The sequence below is a fragment of the Eggerthella timonensis genome, from assembly GCF_900184265.1.
GTDB lineage: Bacteria > Actinomycetota > Coriobacteriia > Coriobacteriales > Eggerthellaceae > Eggerthella > Eggerthella timonensis.
In genome coordinates this window covers 2,686,712-2,708,185 of sequence record NZ_FXXA01000002.1, presented here as the reverse complement: position 1 = coordinate 2,708,185, position 21,474 = coordinate 2,686,712, and the positions used below count along the sequence as shown (strand labels likewise).

Genomic DNA, 21,474 nt, shown 5'->3' with positions numbered 1-21,474 from the left:
GACCATGTCCGCCCGCCCGTTCACCCACGATCCATCGGCCACGGCCGCGTTCGCCGCGCTGAGCGACTCCCGTCCCGTCGTCGCCCGCGACGAGCGCCTGCGCGTCGTCGTCATCGGCGGCGGCACCGGCGCGCCCGTGTCCATCCGCACGCTTCTGTCCATGGGGCTCGAGACGAGCGCCGTCGTGGCCATGGCCGACGACGGCGGCTCCACCGGCATCCTGCGGGAGGAGGCGGACGTCACGCCCCCCGGCGACGTGCGCAAGTGCATCGCCGCCATGGCCGCCGATCCGAAGGACCCTCTGACCAAGGCGTTCAAGTACCGCTTCTCGTTCGCGCGCAACCATACGCTGGGCAACCTCATGCTGTCGGCCCTCGAGGACGCGGCGGGGTCGTTCCCCGAGGCCATCTCCATCTGCGAGCGGCTGCTCGACGCGCGGGGGCACGTGTACCCCTCCACGCTCGACCGCGTGACGCTCGTGGCCCGCACGCGCGACGGCCGCTCCCTCGAGGGCCAGGCCGTTGCCTGCCACTCGCGCACGGCGCTCGAGTGCGTGGGGCTGCGCTCCGCCCACGAGGTGGTGCCCTACCAGCCGGCGCTCGACGCCATCCGCGACGCCGACCTCATCGTGCTGGGCCCGGGTTCGCTGTTCACGTCCATCATCCCGAACCTGCTCGTCCCCGGCGTGGTGGACGCCATCCGCGCGTCGAAGGGATCCACGCTGTTCGTGTGCTCGCTCGCCGACATGCAGGGCGAGACCTGGGGCCTCACCGCGCGCGAGCACGTGGAGGCGCTCATGGACCACGGCATGCGCGGGCTGCTCGACTACGTGCTCGTGCACACCCCGGTCACGCTGCGTCCCGACAGCCCGGCCACGGGCGTGTTCACCGCCGTGACCGGCGCCGATTCCGAGCACGCCTCCACCGCCGACCTCGATGACCTCGTGCTGTCGGGCCGCATCCGCCCCGTGCGCGTCTGCTACCAGGACGTCAAGGCCATCCAGGCGCAGGGCCCCGTGGTCATCGCGCGCGACCTCGTGGACCCGCTCCATCCCACCTGGCACGATCCGGCCGCGTTGCGCGACGCGTTTGCGGGGGTGTTGAAGCTATGTCGTTCACGGCGGAGGTAAAGGACGAGCTCGCCCGCGTCCCCCCGGTGTGCTCGCACTGCGAGAAGGCCACGCTGGCGGCGCTCGTGCGCATCGAGGGCACGCTGTTCTTCAGCGGCCAGGGCAAGTACCGAATCGAGATCGCCACCGACGTGCCGTCCGTGGCGCGCCTCATCATCAAGCTCCTGCACGAGCTGTACCACCTCGAGACGAACCTCACGGTGCGCCGCAGCGTGCTGCACAAGACGCCGAACTACCTCATCGAGGCGCCTTCGCAGCCCCGTCTCGCGCCGGCGCTCGCGGACATGGGCGTGCTGTCGCCGGACGGCGGCCTCGAGCTGGGGCTCAAGGGCGACCTCGTGGAGAAGCAGTGCTGCTGCGCTGCCTACCTGCGCGGAGCGTTCCTCGGCAGCGGCTTCGTGTCCGACCCGCGCGGCGACTTCCATTTCGAGATCACCGTGGAGAACGAGGATCTGGCCGAGGGCCTCGTCGACCTGCTCGACCGCAAGGGCATCCATGCGCGCGTCATGCAGCGGCGCAGCTCCTACATGGTGTACCTCAAAAGCGGCAGCGCCATCCTCGAGTTCCTCGCGTTCGCCGGCGCGCACCAGAGCGCGCTGGCCATGGAGAACGCACGTGTCATCAAAAGCGTGCGCAACGACGTGAACCGCATGACGAACGCCGAGATCGCGAACCAGGCCAAGGCCGCGAACGCCTCGGTCGACCAGCTGTACGCCATCCGGGTGGTGCTCGAGGCCCACGGCATGGAGAACCTGCCGCCCGCGCTGCAGGACTTCATCAAGCTGCGCGTCACATATCCCGACGCCACGCTCAAAGAGCTGGGCGAGCGCGCGAACCCACCCCTGTCGAAGTCGGCCGTCTACCACCGCGTCCGCCGCATCGAGCAGATGGCGAAGGAGGTCCAAGGCTAGGGGAGTCCCAAAGAGTCCCAAAGGGGAGTCCCAAAGGGGGAGTCCCAAAGGGGACAGGCACCTTTGGGTACATTTTGAGAGGAGAGTGCTATGGCGCGTCCGGCGAGAGCCGCTTCCGAATCGGGCTATTACCATGTGGTGCTTCGGGGGAACGGCAAGCAGCTTCTCTTCGAGGACGACATCGACCGGCATGCCTTCGTCTACATGGCTGCGGAGCAGCTCGCGAAAAGGGGCATCGACGTCATCGCGTGGTGTCTCATGGACAACCACGTGCACTTGCTGCTTCGTGACGTCGATATGCAGCTGAGCGGGGCGATGCACGCTCTTGCGACGAAGTACGCCCAATACTTCAACCGAAGAAACGGGCATTCGGGACACGTGTTCCAAGGGCGTTTCGGCAGTTTTCCCGTCAACGATGACGCCTATATGCTCGAAGCTGTTCGTTACATTCACGACAACCCTGCGAAAGCGGGCGTTTCCGCGGCCTCCGAGTATTGGTGGAGCAGCTATCGCGAATATGTCGGAAGGGCTAAGTTGACGGATACCTCGATCGTTCTGGACATGCTTGGCGGGGTCGATGCGTTCGTGGCGTTCCAAGCTGCGGGCGCTGACAAGCCCTATCGTATCGCCGGTGGGCACCGCATTGCGGTCGACGAGGCGGGCGAAGTCGCGGCCGTCGCGCTGTCGGCGTCGTGCGGGTGCGCGATTGGCGAGGTGAAGGCGCTTCCGAAGGCGAGCAGGGACGAGTGCTTGGCCGCCCTTCGCGACGCCGGCCTGTCCATGAGGCAGATCGAGCGCCTTACGGGTATCGGCCGCAAAACCATCGCTCGCGCGACCGACAATGGCCCCAAAGGTGCCTGACCCCTTTGGGGCCATTCGAAGAACCCGCCACTCGGCGAGCGGCGGGAAAAGTCCGTTATCGGGCAGCCCGGTTGCTTTTTTTATACGCTGGCCAGATAGGGCTTGCCGCGAGGCGGCGATACCGGCTATGATCGGGGCGTTCCTGCAATTCTAATGCGAGTATTCTGAAAGGGGATACGCATGGCAATCAAAGTAGGCATTAACGGATTCGGTCGCATCGGCCGCCTGGCGTTCCGCGCGATGGTGAACGATCCCGAGATCGAGGTCGTGGCAGTGAACGACCTCGGCGACATTCCGACGATGGCCCACCTGCTCAAGTACGATTCCATCCACGGGCGCGCCTTCGACACGGTCGAGGTCACCGAGGACGGCTTCGTGGCCGACGGCCATGCGGTCAAGGTGCTCTCCGAGCGCGAGCCGGCCAACCTGCCCTGGGGCGAGCTGGGCGTCGACGTCGTCGTCGAGTCCACGGGCTTCTTCACCGACGGCACGAAGGCCAAGGCGCACCTCGACGCGGGCGCCAAGAAGGTCGTCATCTCCGCGCCGGCCAAGAACGAGGACATCACCATCGTCATGGGCGTGAACGACGACCAATACGATCCCGAGAAGCACAACATCATCTCGAACGCCTCCTGCACGACGAACTGCCTGGCCCCCTTCGCGAAGGTGCTCATGGACAACTTCGGCATCAAGCGCGGCTACATGAACACGATCCACTCCTACACGAACGACCAGAAGATCCTCGACCTTCCCCATAAGGACCTGCGTCGCGCCCGCGCGGCCGCCATGTCGATGATCCCCACCACCACGGGCGCCGCCCGCGCGGTGTCGCTCGTGCTGCCCGAGCTCAAAGGCAAGCTCGACGGCTTCGCCACGCGCGTTCCCACGCCGGACGGCTCGATGGTCGACCTCACGGTTGAGCTTGAGAAGGACGCCACCGCCGAGGAGATCAACGCCGCGATGAAGGCCGCCGCCGAAGGCCCGCTCAAGGGCATCCTGGAGTACACCGAGGACCCGATCGTCTCCATCGACATCGTGGACAACCCGCACTCCTCCATCTTCGACAGCAAGCTCACCATGGTGCTGGGCGGCGAGGGCAACTTCGTCAAGTGCATCTCCTGGTACGACAACGAGTGGGGCTACTCGAACCGCGTGAAGGACCTCGTCAAGATTCTTCTCTAGCAGCATTCTCTGGAACGAGCCTGCCTTGGCAGGCTCGTTTCGCGTTTAGACAGGAGGGCCCCATGGCCGACATCAAAACCATCGACGAGCTGGACGCGCACGGTTTGCGCGCGCTCGTGCGCGTCGACTTCAACGTGCCGGTGAAAGACGGCGTCGTCACCGACGACACGCGCATCCGCGCCGCGCTGCCCACCATCGAGAAGCTCGTCGCGCAGGGTGCGCGCGTCGTGCTCATGAGCCATCTCGGCCGCCCGGCGGGCGAGGGCTTCGAAGAGGCGTTCTCGCTGCGCCCCGCCGCCCAGAAGCTCTCGGAGCTGCTGGGCAAGCCCGTCGTGTTCGCAACCGACACGGTGGGCGACGACGCGCGCGCGAAGGCCGCGTCGCTGCGCAACGGCGACGTGCTCGTGCTGGAGAACCTGCGCTTCGACAAGCGCGAGAAGAAGAACGACCTCGCGTTCTGCGAGGAGCTGGCCGCGCTCGGCGACGTGTACGTCAACGACGCGTTCGGCACCGCGCACCGCGCCCATGCCTCCACGGCCGGCGTCGCGGCGCTGCTGCCGGCGTACGCGGGCTACCTCATGCAGCGCGAGGTGGGCACGCTCTCGGGCATGCTCGAGGAGCCGCGCCGTCCCTTCACCGCCATCCTCGGCGGCTCGAAGGTGTCCGACAAGATCAAAGTCATCGACGCGCTCATGGACAAGTGCGACACGCTCATCATCGGCGGCGGGATGTGCTTCACGTTCCTGCTGGCGCAAGGCAAGGCCGTGGGCACGTCGCTCAAGGAAGAGGAGTGGGTCGAGCGCGCGGCGGCCATGATCGCCAAGGCCGAGGAGTGCGGCGTCAAGCTGCTGCTGCCGGTGGACGTCGTGTGCGCCGACCGCTTCGCCGAAGATGCCGAAACGCTCACGGTTTCGGTCGACGACATCCCCGGTGATATGATGGGCCTCGATATCGGGCCCGAGACGGCGAAGCTCTACGCCGACGCCGTGGCCGAGGCCCAGACCGTGTTCTGGAACGGCCCCATGGGCGTGTTCGAGATGGCGGCGTTCGAGGCCGGCACGAAGGCCGTGGCCGACGCCGTGGCCGCCAACGCCGATGCGGACACCATCATCGGCGGCGGCGACAGCGTGGCCGCCGTCAACAAGTTCGACCTGGCCGACCGCATGACGTTCATCTCGACCGGCGGCGGCGCCTCCATGGAGCTCGTGCAGGGCGAGGCGCTCCCGGGCGTGGAGGCATTGAGGAAGTAGCAAGACGACGAATGTCCAAACGGGGACAGTCCCCGTTTGGGACATTTCGAGGGAAAGGAAGACCCTATGGCGCGCAAACCCATGATGGCGGGCAACTGGAAGATGAACAACACCATCGCCGAGGCCGTGGTGCTCACGCAGGAGATATCCAACCAGTACGACAAGGAGACCTGGGGCGAGGACGTGGACATCGTCATCTGCCCGCCCTACGTCGACCTCAAGCCGGCCAAGACCGTGCTCGACTTCGACAAGACGAAGGTGGCCGTGAACGCCCAGAACGTGTACTGGGAGCCCTCGGGAGCCTACACCGGCGAGATATCGGTGCCCATGATCAAGGAGATCGGCTGCGCGGGCAGCATCGTGGGCCACTCCGAGCGCCGCGAGCTGTTCGGCGAGACGAACGAGGACGTCAACCGCAAGGTGAAGGCGCTCGTCGAGGGCGGACTGTACGCCATCGTGTGCGTGGGCGAGTCGCTAGCCGTGCGCGACGAAGGCACCACCGTGGAGTACGTCACGGCGCAGGTGCGCGCGGCGTTCGCCGGCGTGGACGCCCTGGACGCGCAGCGCTGCGTGGTGGCCTACGAGCCCATCTGGGCCATCGGCACGGGTCGCACGGCCACGCCCGAGCAGGCCGAGGCCGTGTGCGCCGCCATCCGCGCCACGCTGGCCGAGCTGTACGGCCCTGCCGTCTCCGAGGAGATGCGCGTGCTGTACGGCGGATCCATGAACCCGGGCAACGTCGAGGGCCTCATGGCGCAGCCGAACATCGACGGCGGCCTCATCGGGGGTGCCAGCCTCAAGGCCGACTCGTTCGTCCAGCTGATCAAGGCGTGCCTGTAATGTCGCAGGAGCCGAACGCGGGGGCGCAGGCCCCCGCGCCCGCGGACGGCCTCGTGCTGCCCGCGTGCCTCGTCATCATGGACGGCTTCGGCCTGGCCGAGCCGGGCCCGGGCAACGCCGTATCCCAGGCGAGCACGCCGTGCCTCGACGAGGTGTTCGCCACCCGCCCGTGGACGAAGCTCGAAGCGTCGGGCGAGGCCGTGGGCCTACCCGAGGGGCAGATGGGCAACTCCGAGGTAGGGCACCTCAACATCGGTGCGGGCCGCGTGGTGTTCCAGGAGCTCACCCGCATCAACCGCGCTTGCGCCGACGGCTCGCTGGCCGCGAACCCCGTGCTGAACGACGCGTTCGCGGCGGCTGCGCGGCCGGGCGCGGCGCTGCACCTCATGGGGCTTCTGTCCGACGGCGGCGTCCATTCGATGAACGAGCACCTCTACGCGCTCGCGCGTGCTGCGAAGGCGGCCGGCGTGGGGCACATTGTGGTGCACTGCTTCATGGACGGGCGCGACGTGCCGCCGAAGAGCGGCGCGGGCTACCTCGAGGAGCTCGAGGCCGTGCTGGCCGAACTGGCTGACGACGCGTGCGCCGCCGAGATAGCCAGCATCTCGGGGCGCTACTACGCCATGGACCGCGACAACCGCTGGGAGCGCGTCGAGCAGGCGTGGCGCGCCGTCGTGGACGCCGAGCCGTGCGCGGACGCGACGAGCGCCGAGGTGATGGCGGCCTCCTACGCCGAGGGCGTCACCGACGAGTTCGTCGTGCCCACGGCGCTCTCGAGCCGCGGGGTGCGCGAGGGCGACGCGGTCGTGTTCTTCAACTTCCGGCCCGACCGCGCCCGCGAGATCACGCGCGCGCTGGTGGACCCGGCGTTCGCCGGCTTTGATCGCGGCGCGTACCCGCAGGTGAGCTTCGTGTGCCTGACCGAGTACGATCCCGAGATCCCCGCTTCGGTGGCGTATCCCAAGGAGTTCCCCGACGACGTGCTGGCCGACGTGCTGGCCGAAGCGGGCCTGCGCCAGTACCATATCGCCGAGACGGAGAAGTACGCCCACGTGACGTTCTTCCTGAACGGCGGCCGCGAGGAGCCGAAGGCGGGCGAGGAGCGCGCGCTCATTCCCAGCCCCAAGGTGGCCACCTACGACCTGCAGCCCGAGATGAGCGAGCCCGACGTGGCCGCCACGCTGGCTGCGGCCATCGACGCCGATGAGGCCGACGTCTACATCGTGAACTTCGCGAACCCCGACATGGTGGGCCACACCGGCGTCATCCCGGCTGCCGTCGCTGCCGTGGAAGCGGTGGACGCGGGCGTGTCCCAGGTGCTCGCGGCGCTCGAGCGCAAGGGCGGCGTGGCGCTGATCACGGCCGACCACGGCAACGCCGACAAGATGCTCAGCCAGGACGGCTCGCCGTTCACGGCCCATACCACGGCGCCCGTCCCGCTCGCGCTCGTGGACTTCGCGGGCACGGGCCGCACGCTCGACGGCCGCCAGGGCGCGCTCTGCGACATCGCGCCCACGCTGCTCGAGCTCGTGGGCCTCGAAGCCCCCGCCGCCATGACGGGCAAGAGCCTGCTGGCGTAACCGGCTTGCCTGCGAGGCGCCGCAGCCCAGGTTGCGGCGCCTCGCCATTCGATGCGCCTCATGGAGATCGCGCCCAATCGGGGCATTCGACGTCTCGCTTCCCGACGCCGCCGTGCGGATCGGCCGTCCGTGCCAGCGAAATCGCAAGTTTTGGTCGAACATGCGCGGAATTCGCTCACGGCCGTTCCCTTTCTCGAGGTGCATGGACTCGTGGGCTTCGTCGAGCTGGGGAAACGAGGCAGGCGTAAAACACGTCGAAGGCGAGGCCGCGTTTGCGGCCGCCTTCGACGTGCCGGGCGGTGAATTTCGTGCATGTTCGACCAAAACTCGGAAAACCCGCGGCGCGCTTTCCGAACGAAGGGCGTCGCGAAGGCTTTGGCGCCCTCGTTCTCCGTCGGCAAGCCGGTCGACGCTCGACCTGGGTTTGCGGCGGCCGCGGCCGCGTGTGTTCATGCTGCGCCGCGCTTGCCCTGACGGGCGCGTTTCGCTATACTTAGCAACTTGCGTACCGATATATTGTGAACGAAAGAAGAGAGACGAACCTTGAATCCGCTCCTCATCATCATGCTCATCCTGCTCGTCGTGTCGGGCTTGGGCCTCATCGTGTTCATCCTGCTGCATTCCGGCAAGGGCACGGGCATCTCCGATATGATCGCCAGCTCGGTGTACTCCACCCAGACCGGCACGAGCATCGTCGAGAAGAACCTCGACCGCATCACGATCGCCTTCGCGATCATCTTCATGCTGTCGCTCATCGTGCTCATGATCATCTACCCGCACGGAACGATTGCAAAATAGCTGAAATTGCCCCTTCACAACGCAGGAGGGTTCGGGTAGAATAACCTGCGTTGCGTTTCGAGCAACACGTCGGAGTGGTGGAACGGCAGACACGCTAGCTTGAGGTGCTAGTGCCCGTTTAAGGGTGTGCGGGTTCAAATCCCGCCTCCGACACCAGAGAGAAACGAGAGAGCCTTCGGGCTCTCTTTTCGTATATGGCCGCCCGCTCGCGTGCGGCCGCGACCGCCGTCGGCGAAAGGAGCGAGCGTGGCGAAGGCGCTTGCAACGAAGAACTCCGTATCGGAGCGCATGAGTTCGATACGGCGCGTGCTGTGGATCATCCTCCTGCTCAACCTTGCCGTGGCTGCCGCCAAGTACGTCTACGGCACGATAAGCGGCTCGGCGTCCATGCAGGCCGACGGCATCCATTCGGTGTTCGACTCGGCCGGCAACGTGGTGGGCCTCGTCGGCATCGCGCTGGCCGCGCGCCCGGCCGACGACAGCCACCCCTACGGCCATGCGAAGTTCGAGACGTACGCGAGCCTCGTCATCGGCGTGCTGCTGCTTTTGGCCGCCTTCGAGGTGGGCTCGAGCGCGGTGGGCAAGCTCGTGTCGGGCGTGTACACGGCCGAGGTCACGCCGCTGTCGTTTGTGGTCATGGTGGGCACGTTGGCCGTGAACCTGGGCGTGACCACTTACGAGCGCCGGTGCGCGAAGAGGCTCAAGAGCGAGGTGCTGGCGGCCGACGCGAACCACACGCTGTCAGACGCGCTCGTGTCCATCGGCGTCATCGTCGGACTGGCGGCCGTGGCGCTCGGGTTCCCCGTGGCCGACCCCGTCATGGCCCTCGTGGTGACCGTCGCCATCCTGGCCACCGCCTACGACGTGTTCAAGCACGCGCTGGCCACCCTGTCCGACCATGCGCGCATCCCCGAGGCCGACGTGCGGGCGGCGGCCATGGAGGTGCCGGGAGTGCAGGACGCCCACCGCATCCGAACCCGCGGCACCGAAGGCGAGGTGTACGCCGACCTGCACGTGCTCGTGGCGCCGCGGATGACGGTAGGGGAGGCCCACGAGCTGTCCGAGCGGGTGGAGCGTGCCGTGATGCGGCGGTTCCCGAACGTGATCGAGGTGCTCGTGCACATCGAGCCGAACGACGGCCACGAGGACTAGGAGGCTCGCATGACCGAGGCGGTGTTCTTCGACGTGGGCAACACGCTCATCAGGCCGTGCCCTTCGGTGGCCGAGACGCTCGCGCGCGTGGCCGCCGAGCGCGGCCACGGATGCACCGTGCGCGACATCGAGCCGCACATGCCGGCCATGGACGCGTACTACGAGGCCGAGTACCTGCGCGACGGCGATTTCTGGTGCTCTCACGAGGGTTCGACGGCTATCTGGCTCGACCAGTACCGCTACGTGTGCCACCTTGCGGGCATCGGCCACGATGCGGAGGGCGTGGCGCAGTCCGTGCACGAGGCGTATCGGGGCGCGGGCTGCTGGGAGCTGTACGCCGACGTCGTGGAGTGCCTGAGAGCGCTCAAGGAGCGCGGGTACGCGTTGGGCGTGGTGTCGAACTGGGATGCGGGCTTAGAAGGGCTTCTGCGCGATCTCAGGCTCCTGCCGTACTTCGATGCGGTGGTGTCCTCGGCGGTGGTGGGCTATCGCAAGCCCAACCCGGTCATCTTCGACCTGGCCTGCGAGCAGATGGGCGTGCGGGCCGAAGCGTGCGTGCACGTGGGCGACCGTCCCGACGCCGACGGCGACGGTGCCAGCGCGGCGGGGATCCGGCCCGTCATCATCGACCGGCACGATGCCGAAGCCGGCTGCGGTTACGAGCGCATGGTATCGCTCGCCGACCTGTTAGAGTTGCTCTAAGTTGCGTCGCCTGAAGCGGGGCATGAAAAAAGCCCGTCGGCGAACCGACGGGCTTGTGCGATCATGGAGCGGACGACGGGGTTCGAACCCGCGACCCCGACCTTGGCAAGGTCGTGCTCTACCAGCTGAGCCACGTCCGCATGGGTAACGCTCTTCAGTTCTCAAACCAACCGTCCCGCAAGGGAAGGATGGAGGCGACGCCCGGATTCGAACCGGGGGTGAAGGCTTTGCAGGCCTCTGCCTTACCACTTGGCCACGTCGCCGTCTCGTCGACGTCGTCATGAAAAGGCCGGTCAAACCATGTTCGTAAGACCGGCCTTGTAGTGACGATGGAGCGGACGACGGGGTTCGAACCCGCGACCCCGACCTTGGCAAGGTCGTGCTCTACCAGCTGAGCCACGTCCGCATCGGCGAGGAAATATGATACTGGAAGTGATTCGACCGCGCAACCCCTGATTTCGGAAAAGTTCACGAAAATATTTCTGAAATTTGTCTTTGACGCTCAGCGAACTTCTGGTAGACTATCTGCTTGCTGACGCGGAAAACTTCCAAAGCAGCGAACGTTCATGGGCGATTAGCTCAGGGGGAGAGCACTACCTTGACACGGTAGGGGTCACAAGTTCAAATCTTGTATCGCCCACCATGAATTTAAAAAGAGCCTTCGTAGTCGAAGGCTCTTTTTTGTCGTCTGCTTCCTGCTGAAAGCCCGTGGGGCGCATCTTCGCCCGGCAAGGCGAGGCGATTCGCGCCCGAAGTCGAGGGCCGCCTCGACGCTCGAGCGGGCGAGCGCGCAGCGGCCCCCGTGCGCGCTAGTCCTCGTCCTCGATCTTCTTGAACTCGTGGTGCCCGCAGTTGGGGCAGGCGGGCAGCGCCTCGTTTTCGCTCGTGATGCGCACGACGTAGCCGCAGTTCTCGCAGCGGTACCGCCCTACGCCGGGCTTGTCGCCGGTTTTGTACTCCATGGTCGTCTCCTTCCGGTCGGTTGCTTTCTGAATCGTAGCCTACTGCAGCGGCGCTCCTGCGCGGTGGCGGCGCCGTAACGGTTCCCCGTCCGCTCGCTTGCGCGGCTCGGCGCGCGAATTCGCGCCAATTCACCCGGATAGGGTATGGTGCGCCGCGCCCGCAACCGGGAAGATGAGGGGTGAAACGAAAGCGGTCGAGTGCCCCGGTGCGGGCGGAAAGCGAGGAGCCATGGACGTCGGTTCGCGCGATACGGTCATCTCCATCAACATCCCCTTCGTCAGCGACGAGCGGCCCTTCCAGACGGGCCACTGCCTCGTGGGCGACCGGGAGGCGCGCATGCGCTACCTCGACGCGCTCGCGGCCGAGGCGCGCGCGGTGGCGCCCGAGGCGGCGGGCTGCACGGTGCGCGCGGTGAAGGTGGTCGGGCCGAGCCCCTCCATCATGAGCCCCGACGCCCTGGGCGCGCTGCTGCGCGAGGTGCGGCAGCTGTTCGACGTGGCCGACGGCTGCGAGGTGGGCATCGAGGCCGCGCCCCACACGGTGGGCGTGCCCTCGCTCACGGGCTGGGGCCAGGGCAAGGTGAACCGCGTCGTCCTGCGGGCCGACAGCGTGCAGCCCGAGGAGCTCGCGGCCCTTCAGCGCCCCTTCGACAGCGTGCAGGTGCAGAACGCGCTGCTGTTCCTCGAGCGCTTCCACCTGGGCAACGTCGACGTGGCGCTGCGCTACGGCATCCCGGGGCAGACCGAGGCGTCGCTCATGCGCACCCTCCGCTCGGTCTCGGGCATCGAGCCGGCGCACCTCACGCTCGAGCCGCTGCTGTCGGCGGAGGAGGGCGTCGCCGACGAGGAGGCCCAGCGGCGTCTCTACGAAGCGGCGTGCGAGCGCCTGTCCTCGTACGGCTTCGAGCAGTACGCCGTCGGCCGCTTCGCCCGGGACGCGGCGCATCGCGAGGCGTTCGCGACGGCGCTCGGGCGCGGCGCCGAGCTCATCGGCCTCGGCATCGACGCCCGCAGCGTCTACGGCTCCGTCGCCTACGTCAACACGTCCGACTACGCCGCGTACGTCGCGCACAGCGCCGATGCGCGCGAGACGGTGGCCGAGGCGGCCGCCCTCGACGCCGCGGCCCGCGCCCGCCTGTTCGTGCGCACGCGCCTGGCCTGCGGCGGCGGTTTCGCCGCCGACGAGCTCGCCGCGGCGTGCGGGCCGCTCGACGCGGCGCTCGCCCGCGAGCTCGACGAGCTGGAGCAGGCGGGCCTCCTCGAGCGCACCGAGGGCTGCTTCCGCCTCACGCGGCGCGGCATGTTCGCCTGGGCGCGCTGAGCGCTACAGCCGCGCGGCGGCGTCGGTCGCCTCGCGCCCCTTCTCGCGCACGAGGTCGATGAGCTCCTGCTGGGTGTGCACGCCCAACTTGCTGTACACGTTCGAGATGTACGTCTTGATGGTGTTCTCGGACAGCACCAGCTTCTCGGCGATCACCTTGCGGCTGCGGCCCTGGGCCAGGTAGGGAAGGATCTCGGTCTCGCGCGCGGTCAGCAGGTTCTCCAGCGCAAGGGTGACGCACGCCGCGTCGATATCGGTCTCGGCGGCGTGCTCGGCCGGGCGCACCATGCCCCAGCTCTCGTAGGGCGACGCGCTCGTGGACATGAACAGGCACGCCAGCAGCAGCGACGTGGACATGAGCACCGACGCCTCGTGGTCGAGCCCGTACAAGAACGTGTCGATGGAGATGAGCCCCACCCCCTGGCCGAGCGCCATCATGCATCCCATGAGCGCGAACAGCCATCGCACCATGCCGCGCGACTGCGTGGCCAGGTACACACACAGCACCCACAGCACCACCTGCGTCATGTAGTAGCCGGCAACGCACAGGATGAACCCGACGAACGCGTTGCCGTTGAGCGCCACGAGCGTGAACCCGAGGGCCAGAAGCGGGATGCCCGTGTGGTAGATGAGGCGGTTGAAATCGAAGCGGCCGCGGAACACCACGACGGCCGCCGCGCCCGCCGCCAGCAAGAAGCCGATGGACGACAGCGGGTTGAGCGCGCTGTGCCCCTCGTCGGCGGTGATCTGGGTGAAGATGCCCTGCAGCATGCCGAGGGCGAGCCCTGCCAGCACGAGCGTCAGCACGAACTTCACGGGGATGCGCGCCCGTTCCACCTTCCGCGACTCTTTGAGACCGTAATGCTTGCGCAAACGGTCGAGCACGGGCGGAGCGAGCACGAGGATCGCCACCATGAGCCCCTCGCGGGCGTTGCCGCCGATCCAGTACAGCGACATCTGCACGGGCACGCAGATGACGAGCGCGGCGATGGCCGCGGTGGAGATGAAGCGCAGGCGCGTGGCTCCCATCGATCCGAACAGCTCGCCGATCTCGGCGTACAGAAACGCGCTGGCCGCGCCCATGGCGACCGACTGCACGGCGAAGGGCGCGCCCGCGAGCTCGCCGTCGAAGCTGCCGTCGGCGAGGTCGGACGCCAGGATGACGGCCCCCAGCGCGAAGGCGAGCGCGTAGCGCCGTGCCCGCCGCTGCGAGCGTGTGCCGCCATCGCCCAGGTAGCGCATGAGGAACAGGGCGAACCCCGTGACCGCGAAGGCCAGCAGCAGCGCGAAGCGCGACGGCAGCACGACGGGCCCGAGCTCGATGACGAGGCTCGTCGGGCTCTGGTAGATGATCCAGTTCCACGACCAGAACAGCCCCAGCACGATGCAGAACACGATATCGAGCGCCGAAGCGCGCCGCTTCGCCATGATGAACCACCGTCTCCCTCGCGGCTCCGAACGAGCCGCCGAACCCCTCTTGCCGACATCGATCCCATGGTACGCAACCGCGGTTGCCCGTACAAGCGAAACGTTGATGCCGACGCTCCCTTTGCCCTTCCATGGTCGCATGAAATCGCAGATCACCGTTCACCCGAGACGGGTGAATTGCGGGCGATTTTCGGGTTTGGGCCCCCGTCGGGTGAGTACAAGCGCTCGCGCAGCGGCGATGATGCGGCGCAGCGGGCCGAGCGGCCCGGCATCATGCACGAACGGGAAAGGGGAAAGACATGGGAGAAGATCTGACGCGCCGCGATTTCCTGATGGGCGCCGCCGCGATGGGAAGCATCGCCGCGCTCGGCTTGGCGGGGTGCGCGCCCCAGACGACGAACGCGGGCGCCGCCGACAAGACCGAGACGGCCAAGGCGGACGCGGGCGGCGAAGGCGGAGGCCCGGGCGGCGGCCCGGGCGGCGGATCGTCCGAGCCCACGGCGTTCTCGGGCCTCACCGACGACGGCCGCGTGCGCGGCTACTGCGGCCCCGGCGACTGGCTGGGCGCGCCGCCGACGGTCGACGACGCCGACATCGTGGACGAGAAGACGTTCGACGTGGTGGTGTTCGGCGGCGGCCACGCGGGCCTCATGGCCGCGTGCGGCGCGGTCGACGAGGGTGCTACGGTGGCGGTCATCGAGATGCAGCCGTGGTCGAGCTACGTGGACGAGGAGAACACGAGCGGCACGAACCTGGCGGGCTGGTACGGCGAGGACATCGGGCACGTGAACTCGCAGTTCCTCATCGAGCGCGGGTTCGGCCCCTACAACACCGGCGAGATCACGGCCGAGTTCTGCAAGCGCGCGGGTGGGCGCGTGAACCCGGGCCTGCTGCGCAACTACGTGCAGAGCTCCGGCCCCATGTTCGACCGTTACAAGGAGATCTACGACGGCTACGAGGCTGATCGCTTGGCCAACGACAGCGCCGTGTTCATGAAGGACACCCAGGTGGTCATCCCCGGCGTGGACGTGCCCGACGAGGGCACCTTCGATATGTCGAACATGTTCGAGTACCCGCTGTGCAACACGCAGGCGGCCTGGAGCGGCGCGAACGTGGAGTACCCCATCGAGTGCGGCGGCTACAAGACCTGGCCGTGCAACGCGCAGTTCTACGGCTACCAGGGCAACAACATCGAGTTCGTGCACAAGTACATCGTCAAGCACACGCAGGAGAACGGCGCGGAGTGGTTCTTCCAGCACACGGGCACCGTGCTCGTGCAGAACGACGCGGGCGACGTGACCGGCCTCATCGCCGAGGGCCCCGACGGCTACGTGAAGTTCAATGCGAACAAGGGCGTGGTGCTGGCCGCGGGCGACTTCATCGGCGATCCCGCCATGTGCTGGGCGCTGCTCAACGAGGGCATGGAATGGGGCGAGCGCAGCGGCGCGACGAAGGACGACTGGACGCAGACCGGCTTCCGCACCGGCGCGGCCCACAAGATGGGATGCTGGGCGGGCGGCATGATCGAGCCCAGCCCGCGCGGCTGGATGGGCCTCGGCGGCGCCGCGAGCGGCCCGTGGGGCACCGCGCCGATGCTCATGCTCAACTCCGAGGGCAAGCGCTTCTGCAACGAGGGCGCCATCCCGCAGCTCTCGGCGGTGTCGCTGCGCCAGCCGCACGGCCTGTGCACCTGGGTGTCGGACGCGAACTGGAAGGACATCGTGGGCAAGGCGCCGCTCGACCACGGCGCGCCGAACTTCGGCATGGACGACTACATGGACGCGCTCGAGGCCGACATGGCGAAGGTGCCCGTGGGCGACGCCGAAGGCTACGAGGTGGTGGGCGCGAACCTGGCCGAACGCAAGATGATGAAGGGCACGGTGTTCGCCGCGAACACGCTGGAGGAGCTGGCGACCATCCTGGGCTACGAGGGCGACGCGGCGACGGAGTTCGTCAAGAGCATCGAGCATTACAACGAGCTGTGCCGCAGCGCCGACGGCGACACCGACTTCGGCAAGGACGCCGCCTACCTGGCGCCCATCGAGACCCCGCCGTTCTACGGAGGCAAGGGCCAGCTGTCCCACAGCTCCACGCCCATGATGGTGACGATGTCGGGCCTCGTGTCCGACGAGTCGCAGAACGTGCTGAAGACCGACTGGACGCCCATCAAGGGCCTGTACGCGGCCGGCAACTGCCTGGGCGGACGCTACGGCTTCGGCTACAGCACGCCGTTCGCGGGCAACTCCGTGGGCATGGCAATGACGCACGGCTGGCTGGCCGGCAAGACGGTGGCGAACCTGTAGGAGCCGCCGCGCGACGCGGATCCCGAGGAACCCCCTCCCTCCCGTTCCTCTCTCCGAGAAAGGGCCCTTTGCGGCCCTTTCTTCATGTTCCGAGCCGTACGGGGCCGTCTTCGGCAGGCCGCATCGCCCGGGGAGGCGTCGGCGCGCCTGCCCGCCGCCCGCCGGCGGGACGGTGAGTACGAGGCGCTTCGCGCTGCGAATTCGGGCGCCGGGGGCTTCCTGATCGAAAAAATCAAGATTACCCCGGGGTAAGAAACGCCGATGCCGATTGTTTGCGGGGGGGGGGGCTCTATCATTACCCTTGACGGTAATACATCAAGCGCAAATCGCATAGGCAAGACGGAATCCTCCGAGAGGGGGCTTGGCTTGTCGGTGCCTGCGCCGGGGTAAAGGATCGAGCTGGAACCGACACGGCGACATAGCATGCTCAGAACCGCGAGGAGGGCCGCTGCAACGGCGCTCCTCGCGGCGCTCGCGGCCTGCTGCCTGGCGCTGGCTTGCCCCGCGGCGTCGGCGCGCGCCGAGGGCGGGGGCGCGTCGGTCGAGCTGTACGAGGGCGCCCCCTCGGCGAACGAGCGGTTCTCGGTGGCGGGGATGCTTCCCGGCGACGCGGAGTCGCGCGACTTCGTCGTGAAGGTGGCGCACGCGGAACCCCTCGACGTCCGTTTCGCCGTCGAGGTCGTTTCGGACGAGCGGGGCTTGGCGGACGTTCTGAACGTGCGCCTGGAGGACGCTGCGGGCACGGTCGTGTACGACGGGCCGGCGAGCGCGCTGTCTCGGGAGCCCGCCACGCTCCGGGTGGACGACGGCGCGGGGGAGACCGTCCTCGCCTGCCGGGTCACCGTGTCGTTGAGCGCGTCGGCGGGCAACGAGTTCCAGGGGGCGCACGCGCAGATCGACCTGCATTGGTCGGTGGACGCGTCCGACGAAGGGAAGCTGGCCCCCTTGGCGAAGACGGGCGATGCGCTCGGGGCCGCGCTCGGGGCGCTCGTGCTGCTATGCGTCGCCGCGGCGGCGGCCCTCGCCGCGAGGAGGCTGCAGGGCCGGCGCAGGCAGGCGCTTCGCCTGGTCGCGGCCGTCGCGCTGGCTTCGCTGGTCGTCGCGCTCGCCTGGGCGCTGCTCTCGCCGCGCGCCAGCGTGCGCGGGAACGTCTTCGACACCGGCACCGTCTCCATCGACCTGAACGGCGGCGCGCCGGCGTTCTCCGAGCGATCGGCGCGGCTGGAGCCGGGCCGGGCCGTCACGGAGGAGCTCGTCGTCGCCAACACGGGGACGGCCGCCGCCCGCTACTGCCTGTACCTCGAAAACCTCCAAGGCGACGCGGCCGATGCGGTGGAGTTCACCGTGCTCCTCGGCGATGCGGTGCTGTTCTCGGGCAATGCGTCGCAGCTGGAGCACTGCGGCTCCTGCGCGTCCCCGACGATCCTCGAACCCGGCCAGGCCGAGACGCTCGCCGTCTCGGTGCGCCTGCAGGAGGGGGCCGGCGACGACCTCCAGGGCGGCGGCGTGGGGTTCGACCTCTGCGCCGACGCGGTGCAGGTCGCGAACGTCGGGGGAGGGGGATTCTGATGGCCTCGTCGAGCCCTTCGACGGCCGCCGCGCTGCGCGGCCTTCGCCTCGCGCTCGCGGCGAGCGTCCTGTTGCTGGCGGCGTCGGCGTTGGTCGCGACCGGGACGACGCATGCCTGGCTCACCGACGCCGTGGTGAACGAGGGCAACGTCGTCAGGTACGTCGAGCCGGCGGTCGCGCCGCCTGAGGAGGCTCCCGAGCCGGCGGAGGGAGCCGCCGTGCCCGAAGCCCCCGACGAAGCCCCCGCCGACGTCGCCCCGCTCCCTGCGGACGATGCGGCGGAAGGCGAGGCGTCGGATGCGGAGGAATCGCCGCCCGACCCTGCGGGGCAGGGCGCCGATCCCGTCCCGGAGAACGTCGAGGGAGAGGGGTGAGGCGCTCATACGCGATTGCGCATTGAGGGCGGGCGACGCCCTTCATCCGAAACGAAGCGACAAGGAAGAGAGTCACATGGAAACGACCAACAACAGAAAGCTCATCGCCAGCGCGGTGCTCATCGTGGCGTCGGTGGCGCTGCTGCTGGGCCTCACGTTCGCGTGGTTCACCGACACCGCGGCGAACAAGGGCAACAAGATCCAGGCCGGCACGCTGCAGGTGGCGCTGCTGGAGAACGGGGCGGACATCGGCGGGTCGCCCGATCCCGTGTTCGACCACAACCTATGGGAGCCCGGCTATTCGACCGGCAAGGCGAGCTTGGCGGTCGAAAACATCGGAAGCTTGGCCGTCAAATACGAATTGAGTTTCCAGTCGGGCGATTTGAGCCAGAGCAAAGGCATCGAAAACGTCATCGACGTGTATGTCGACGACGTGAGCGTCGGCACGCTCGCCACGTTCCTCAACGGCTCGGCGTTCGATTCCGGAACCTTGGAAGCCGGAGCGTCGTCGGCCGCGAGGTCGGTGTATCTGAAGATGCAGGAAAGCGCGGGCAATACCTACCAGGGTGCCGTCGCCACGTTCGATATCCTGCTGAAAGCCACTCAGGCACCGGTCGAGAAGGACGGCTTCGGCGACGATCAGTACGACAAGGACGCCGCATATGCATGGGACGGTGCAACGAAGACGGAGGTCGTACCGGACCAAGACGGCGTCTATCGGGTTTCCACGGGCTCCGATCTCGCATGGATTGCGCAAGCGGTTGCGGACGGGACGCTTGGAATGGCGCGCTCGGGAGAAGGCGTGACGGTCGAGCTGCAGAGCGACATCGATCTTGGAGGCAACGAATGGACTCCCATCGGCGGCGACAACCCGTTCACGGGGACGTTCGACGGTAAGGGCCACACGATCGAAAACCTTACGGCGTCGAGCAATCCTTCGAGCAGCGATCCCACGCGAGGGGTTGCGTTGTTCGGGTATGCAGAGAACGCGACCGTGAAGAACCTGAAGATCGTGAACTGCAACCTTCAAGGACGCTACGCTACCTCCGCGGTCGTCGGCGACGGCTGCGCGCCCCTTGCCTTCGAGAACATCGAGGTGGCGAGCGGTACGATCGCTTCGATCCAAGATGTCGGAGACAAGCAAGCGCAGGTTGCCGGAGGCATTCTCGGACAAGGTTGGGGGCCGAGCGGCTCCTCCATCACGTTCGCTCAGTGCGTCAACAGCGCTGACGTTACGGTCAACAAATGGCATGCGGGCGGCATATGGGGTTCCATCACCGCAAGCGGAGGCGAGAATGTGGACGTCATCAGTCTTGCGGATTGCGCCAATTACGGTTCGATCACCGCGATCGGCTCCGGATACGCCGGAGGGCTCGGCGCTTTCGCCTACGCGGGGAACTGCGTCATAAGCGGATGCTCGAACAGCGGAACCGTTTCGGCTGCGAGCCCGTCTTCGGAGTTCGTTGCCGCGTTCAACGATGCCCCGATCAACGGAAACACGGTTTCGTAAAGGTCGAGCCGGCCTGATCTTGAACAGAACGCTGGCAGCTTGTGGAGAGGAAACGCTATGGAAACGACCAACAACAGGAAGCTCATCGCCAGCGCGGCGCTCATCGTGGCGTCGGTGGCGCTGCTGCTGGGCCTCACGTTCGCGTGGTTCACCGACACCGCGGCAAACAAGGGCAACAAGATCCAGGCCGGCACGCTCGGCATCACCGCGACGGTGGCATCATACGATGCCGCCGGCGACGTGCGAGTGGCTGCAGGCGAGCTCGGCACGGATATGATTCCGGACGATCTGGCGTTCGGGGCGGCTTCGGACGTGGAGGCTCCGGACGTGCACGTCATACAGCAGATTAACTGGGAGCCGGGGCAGCGCGACGCCAAGCTGCTTACCGTGACGAACGCGGGCGATCTGGCAACCAAGATCAAGCTGCAGTTCGACATCGTCGAAGGAGGCCTGACCGACGCGCTGTGGTACGACTTCGTCTTAGTGGAGGACGGCGTGGCCGTAGGGCAGTTCACCCAGCGGCCTATGAGCACGCTCGAGACCGTGGGCAGAGCGTACGAAGGGCATGTCGCGCCCGGTGAATCCGTGCAGTTTTTGCTGGTGTACGGCATGAGCGAGAACGCGGGCAACCAGTACCAGGGCAAGGCATTCGAGGCGGATGTGAGCGTCGTTGCCGCCCAGGATACCGCTGAGGTCGACGGCTTCGGCAATGCCGACTACGACAAGGATGCCGCCTATCCCACCGTGGTGTCCACGGCAGAGGAGTTCGATCAGGCGATCGCCGCCGGCGGCATCGTGCAACTGGCCGAAGACCTGACCGTCGATGCGTCCAAGACGATCGGTGCCGACACCACCATCGACCTGCAAGGCAATACGCTCGTTGTCGCCGAGGGAACGCAGTCCATCAAGGCCGCTTCGGGCACCACGTTGACCATCGAGGGCAATGGGGCTATCGACGGCGTAGTGTATGCAGACAAAGGCGCAGCGGTGGTCATAAACGCAGGCGATGATTTCTCCGTGAACGCGTCGTCTTCGAACGGATGGGCGGTCTACGGAGCGTTGGGCTCCCGTGTGGCCGTGCATGGCGGCACCTACACCTCTTCCCAGAAGGGTGCAGGGGTGATACACGTCCTCGGCTCGTCGCTTTCCGTTGAGAACGCCGCCATCGTGGTCGGTTCGGCATCGGTGATGAACTCGTCGGGCGTATGCTCGAACGCTCCTGAAACCTATCTGGAGAACGTGCAGGTGCAGGGCAGCTACAGCATCGCGGTCGACCTCAAAAACGCAAACGGCTCTTCCGTGATCAGGGGTGGATCGTTCTCCACGGATAAGAGCGCCGACGGGTTCGCCAGCCCCACCATCCGCTACCAGGGCACGCTCGAGATTTCCGATGCCGTCGTCACACGCGTCAGCACGGGCATCCTGTTCTCTCGATCGTTTCCGACGCCTACTGAGGTTGAAGGTTTGACCTGCTCGAACGTGACGTTCGTCGAGGTTGACGGCGCTACGGGCCAGGATATCGATTACAAGCACTGAGCCTTTCATTTGATGTCGAGCTGCTATCTGCGGGAGGGCGTTCAACGTTCCTCCCGCATTCCTGCG

The 21,474-nt window shown here is 67.1% G+C and carries 18 protein-coding genes and 5 tRNA genes; 18 read left to right on the top strand and 5 right to left on the bottom strand.

Features of this window, described 5'->3' with window-relative positions; genetic code table 11:
- Window positions 1-4: 4 nt before the first annotated feature.
- The 11 genes from C1A15_RS11390 (at window position 5) to C1A15_RS11340 (ending at window position 10,405) form a co-directional block, all read left to right on the top strand.
- The gene (locus C1A15_RS11390; protein ID WP_101722683.1) at window positions 5-1,129 is read left to right on the top strand and encodes a gluconeogenesis factor YvcK family protein; all 1,125 of its coding nucleotides are present in this window, start codon (window positions 5-7) and stop codon (window positions 1,127-1,129) included.
- Complete coding sequence (gene whiA, locus C1A15_RS11385; RefSeq protein ID WP_101722682.1) at window positions 1,108-2,040, top strand: DNA-binding protein WhiA; 933 nt, start codon at window positions 1,108-1,110, stop codon at window positions 2,038-2,040. The genes C1A15_RS11390 and whiA overlap by 22 nt, the downstream gene beginning before the upstream one ends.
- A gap of 90 nt (window positions 2,041-2,130) precedes the next feature.
- On the top strand, window positions 2,131-2,901 hold the full coding sequence (locus C1A15_RS11380) for a transposase (protein WP_101722681.1): 771 nt from the start codon (window positions 2,131-2,133) through the stop codon (window positions 2,899-2,901).
- A gap of 180 nt (window positions 2,902-3,081) precedes the next feature.
- A complete protein-coding gene (gene gap, locus C1A15_RS11375) occupies window positions 3,082-4,083 on the top strand; it encodes a type I glyceraldehyde-3-phosphate dehydrogenase (RefSeq protein ID WP_101722680.1) in 1,002 nt (333 codons plus the stop codon).
- A 62-nt stretch (window positions 4,084-4,145) separates the two neighbouring features.
- On the top strand, window positions 4,146-5,333 hold the full coding sequence (locus tag C1A15_RS11370) for a phosphoglycerate kinase (RefSeq protein WP_101722679.1): 1,188 nt from the start codon (window positions 4,146-4,148) through the stop codon (window positions 5,331-5,333).
- A gap of 66 nt (window positions 5,334-5,399) precedes the next feature.
- Window positions 5,400-6,173: a triose-phosphate isomerase gene (tpiA, locus tag C1A15_RS11365; RefSeq protein ID WP_101722678.1), complete on the top strand. Its 774-nt coding sequence runs from the start codon at window positions 5,400-5,402 to the stop codon at window positions 6,171-6,173.
- A complete protein-coding gene (gpmI, locus tag C1A15_RS11360; protein ID WP_101722677.1) occupies window positions 6,173-7,753 on the top strand; it encodes a 2,3-bisphosphoglycerate-independent phosphoglycerate mutase in 1,581 nt (526 codons plus the stop codon). Before tpiA ends, gpmI begins: the two co-directional genes overlap by 1 nt.
- Window positions 7,754-8,296: 543 nt before the next feature.
- On the top strand, window positions 8,297-8,551 hold the full coding sequence (gene secG / locus C1A15_RS11355; protein WP_101722676.1) for a preprotein translocase subunit SecG: 255 nt from the start codon (window positions 8,297-8,299) through the stop codon (window positions 8,549-8,551).
- A gap of 68 nt (window positions 8,552-8,619) precedes the next feature.
- Window positions 8,620-8,707: transfer RNA gene (locus tag C1A15_RS11350), tRNA-Leu, on the top strand.
- 90 nt (window positions 8,708-8,797) lie between these two features.
- Window positions 8,798-9,703, top strand: a complete 906-nt coding sequence (locus C1A15_RS11345) for a cation diffusion facilitator family transporter (RefSeq protein WP_101722675.1) — start codon at window positions 8,798-8,800, stop codon at window positions 9,701-9,703.
- Window positions 9,704-9,712: 9 nt separating this feature from the next.
- A complete protein-coding gene (locus tag C1A15_RS11340; RefSeq protein WP_101722674.1) occupies window positions 9,713-10,405 on the top strand; it encodes an HAD family hydrolase in 693 nt (230 codons plus the stop codon).
- A 64-nt stretch (window positions 10,406-10,469) separates the two neighbouring features.
- On the opposite strand, the gene C1A15_RS11335 is transcribed toward C1A15_RS11340, so the two are convergent.
- The 3 genes from C1A15_RS11335 to C1A15_RS11325 all read right to left on the bottom strand — a co-directional run bounded on the left by C1A15_RS11335 (window position 10,470) and on the right by C1A15_RS11325 (window position 10,811).
- Window positions 10,470-10,545 (bottom strand) — tRNA-Gly (locus tag C1A15_RS11335).
- Window positions 10,546-10,594: 49 nt separating this feature from the next.
- Window positions 10,595-10,668 (bottom strand) — tRNA-Cys (locus tag C1A15_RS11330).
- A gap of 67 nt (window positions 10,669-10,735) precedes the next feature.
- Window positions 10,736-10,811: transfer RNA gene (locus tag C1A15_RS11325), tRNA-Gly, on the bottom strand.
- Between the two features lie 162 nt (window positions 10,812-10,973).
- On the opposite strand from C1A15_RS11325, the gene C1A15_RS11320 reads away from it, so the two are divergent.
- A tRNA-Val gene (locus C1A15_RS11320) sits at window positions 10,974-11,048 on the top strand.
- A gap of 166 nt (window positions 11,049-11,214) precedes the next feature.
- Here C1A15_RS11320 and C1A15_RS11315 read toward each other — a convergent pair.
- Complete coding sequence (locus tag C1A15_RS11315; RefSeq protein ID WP_281254156.1) at window positions 11,215-11,400, bottom strand: zinc ribbon-containing protein; 186 nt, start codon at window positions 11,398-11,400, stop codon at window positions 11,215-11,217.
- Between the two features lie 196 nt (window positions 11,401-11,596).
- Between C1A15_RS11315 and C1A15_RS11310 the strand changes: the two genes are divergently transcribed.
- Window positions 11,597-12,688, top strand: coding sequence for a hypothetical protein (locus tag C1A15_RS11310; RefSeq protein WP_101722672.1), 1,092 nt, complete (start codon window positions 11,597-11,599; stop codon window positions 12,686-12,688).
- Between the two features lie 3 nt (window positions 12,689-12,691).
- Here the strand turns inward: C1A15_RS11310 and C1A15_RS11305 are convergent, their stop codons facing one another.
- On the bottom strand, window positions 12,692-14,116 hold the full coding sequence (locus tag C1A15_RS11305) for a response regulator transcription factor (RefSeq protein ID WP_180953080.1): 1,425 nt from the start codon (window positions 14,114-14,116) through the stop codon (window positions 12,692-12,694).
- A gap of 299 nt (window positions 14,117-14,415) precedes the next feature.
- Here C1A15_RS11305 and C1A15_RS11300 point away from each other — a divergent pair, with 299 nt between their 5' ends.
- The 5 genes from C1A15_RS11300 to C1A15_RS11280 all read left to right on the top strand — a co-directional run bounded on the left by C1A15_RS11300 (window position 14,416) and on the right by C1A15_RS11280 (window position 21,408).
- Window positions 14,416-16,419 carry an FAD-binding protein gene (locus tag C1A15_RS11300; RefSeq protein ID WP_101722670.1) on the top strand — a complete coding sequence of 668 codons (2,004 nt, stop codon included), beginning with the start codon at window positions 14,416-14,418 and terminating at the stop codon, window positions 16,417-16,419.
- A gap of 423 nt (window positions 16,420-16,842) precedes the next feature.
- Window positions 16,843-17,988 (top strand): hypothetical protein, encoded by a 1,146-nt coding sequence (locus C1A15_RS11295; RefSeq protein ID WP_101722669.1) that lies wholly within the window; start codon window positions 16,843-16,845, stop codon window positions 17,986-17,988.
- Window positions 17,988-18,362: a hypothetical protein gene (locus C1A15_RS11290; protein WP_101722668.1), complete on the top strand. Its 375-nt coding sequence runs from the start codon at window positions 17,988-17,990 to the stop codon at window positions 18,360-18,362. Before C1A15_RS11295 ends, C1A15_RS11290 begins: the two co-directional genes overlap by 1 nt.
- 76 nt (window positions 18,363-18,438) lie before the next feature.
- On the top strand, window positions 18,439-19,872 hold the full coding sequence (locus C1A15_RS11285; protein WP_101722667.1) for a hypothetical protein: 1,434 nt from the start codon (window positions 18,439-18,441) through the stop codon (window positions 19,870-19,872).
- A 57-nt stretch (window positions 19,873-19,929) separates the two neighbouring features.
- Window positions 19,930-21,408, top strand: a complete 1,479-nt coding sequence (locus tag C1A15_RS11280) for a SipW-dependent-type signal peptide-containing protein (RefSeq protein ID WP_101722666.1) — start codon at window positions 19,930-19,932, stop codon at window positions 21,406-21,408.
- Window positions 21,409-21,474: the final 66 nt, after the last annotated feature.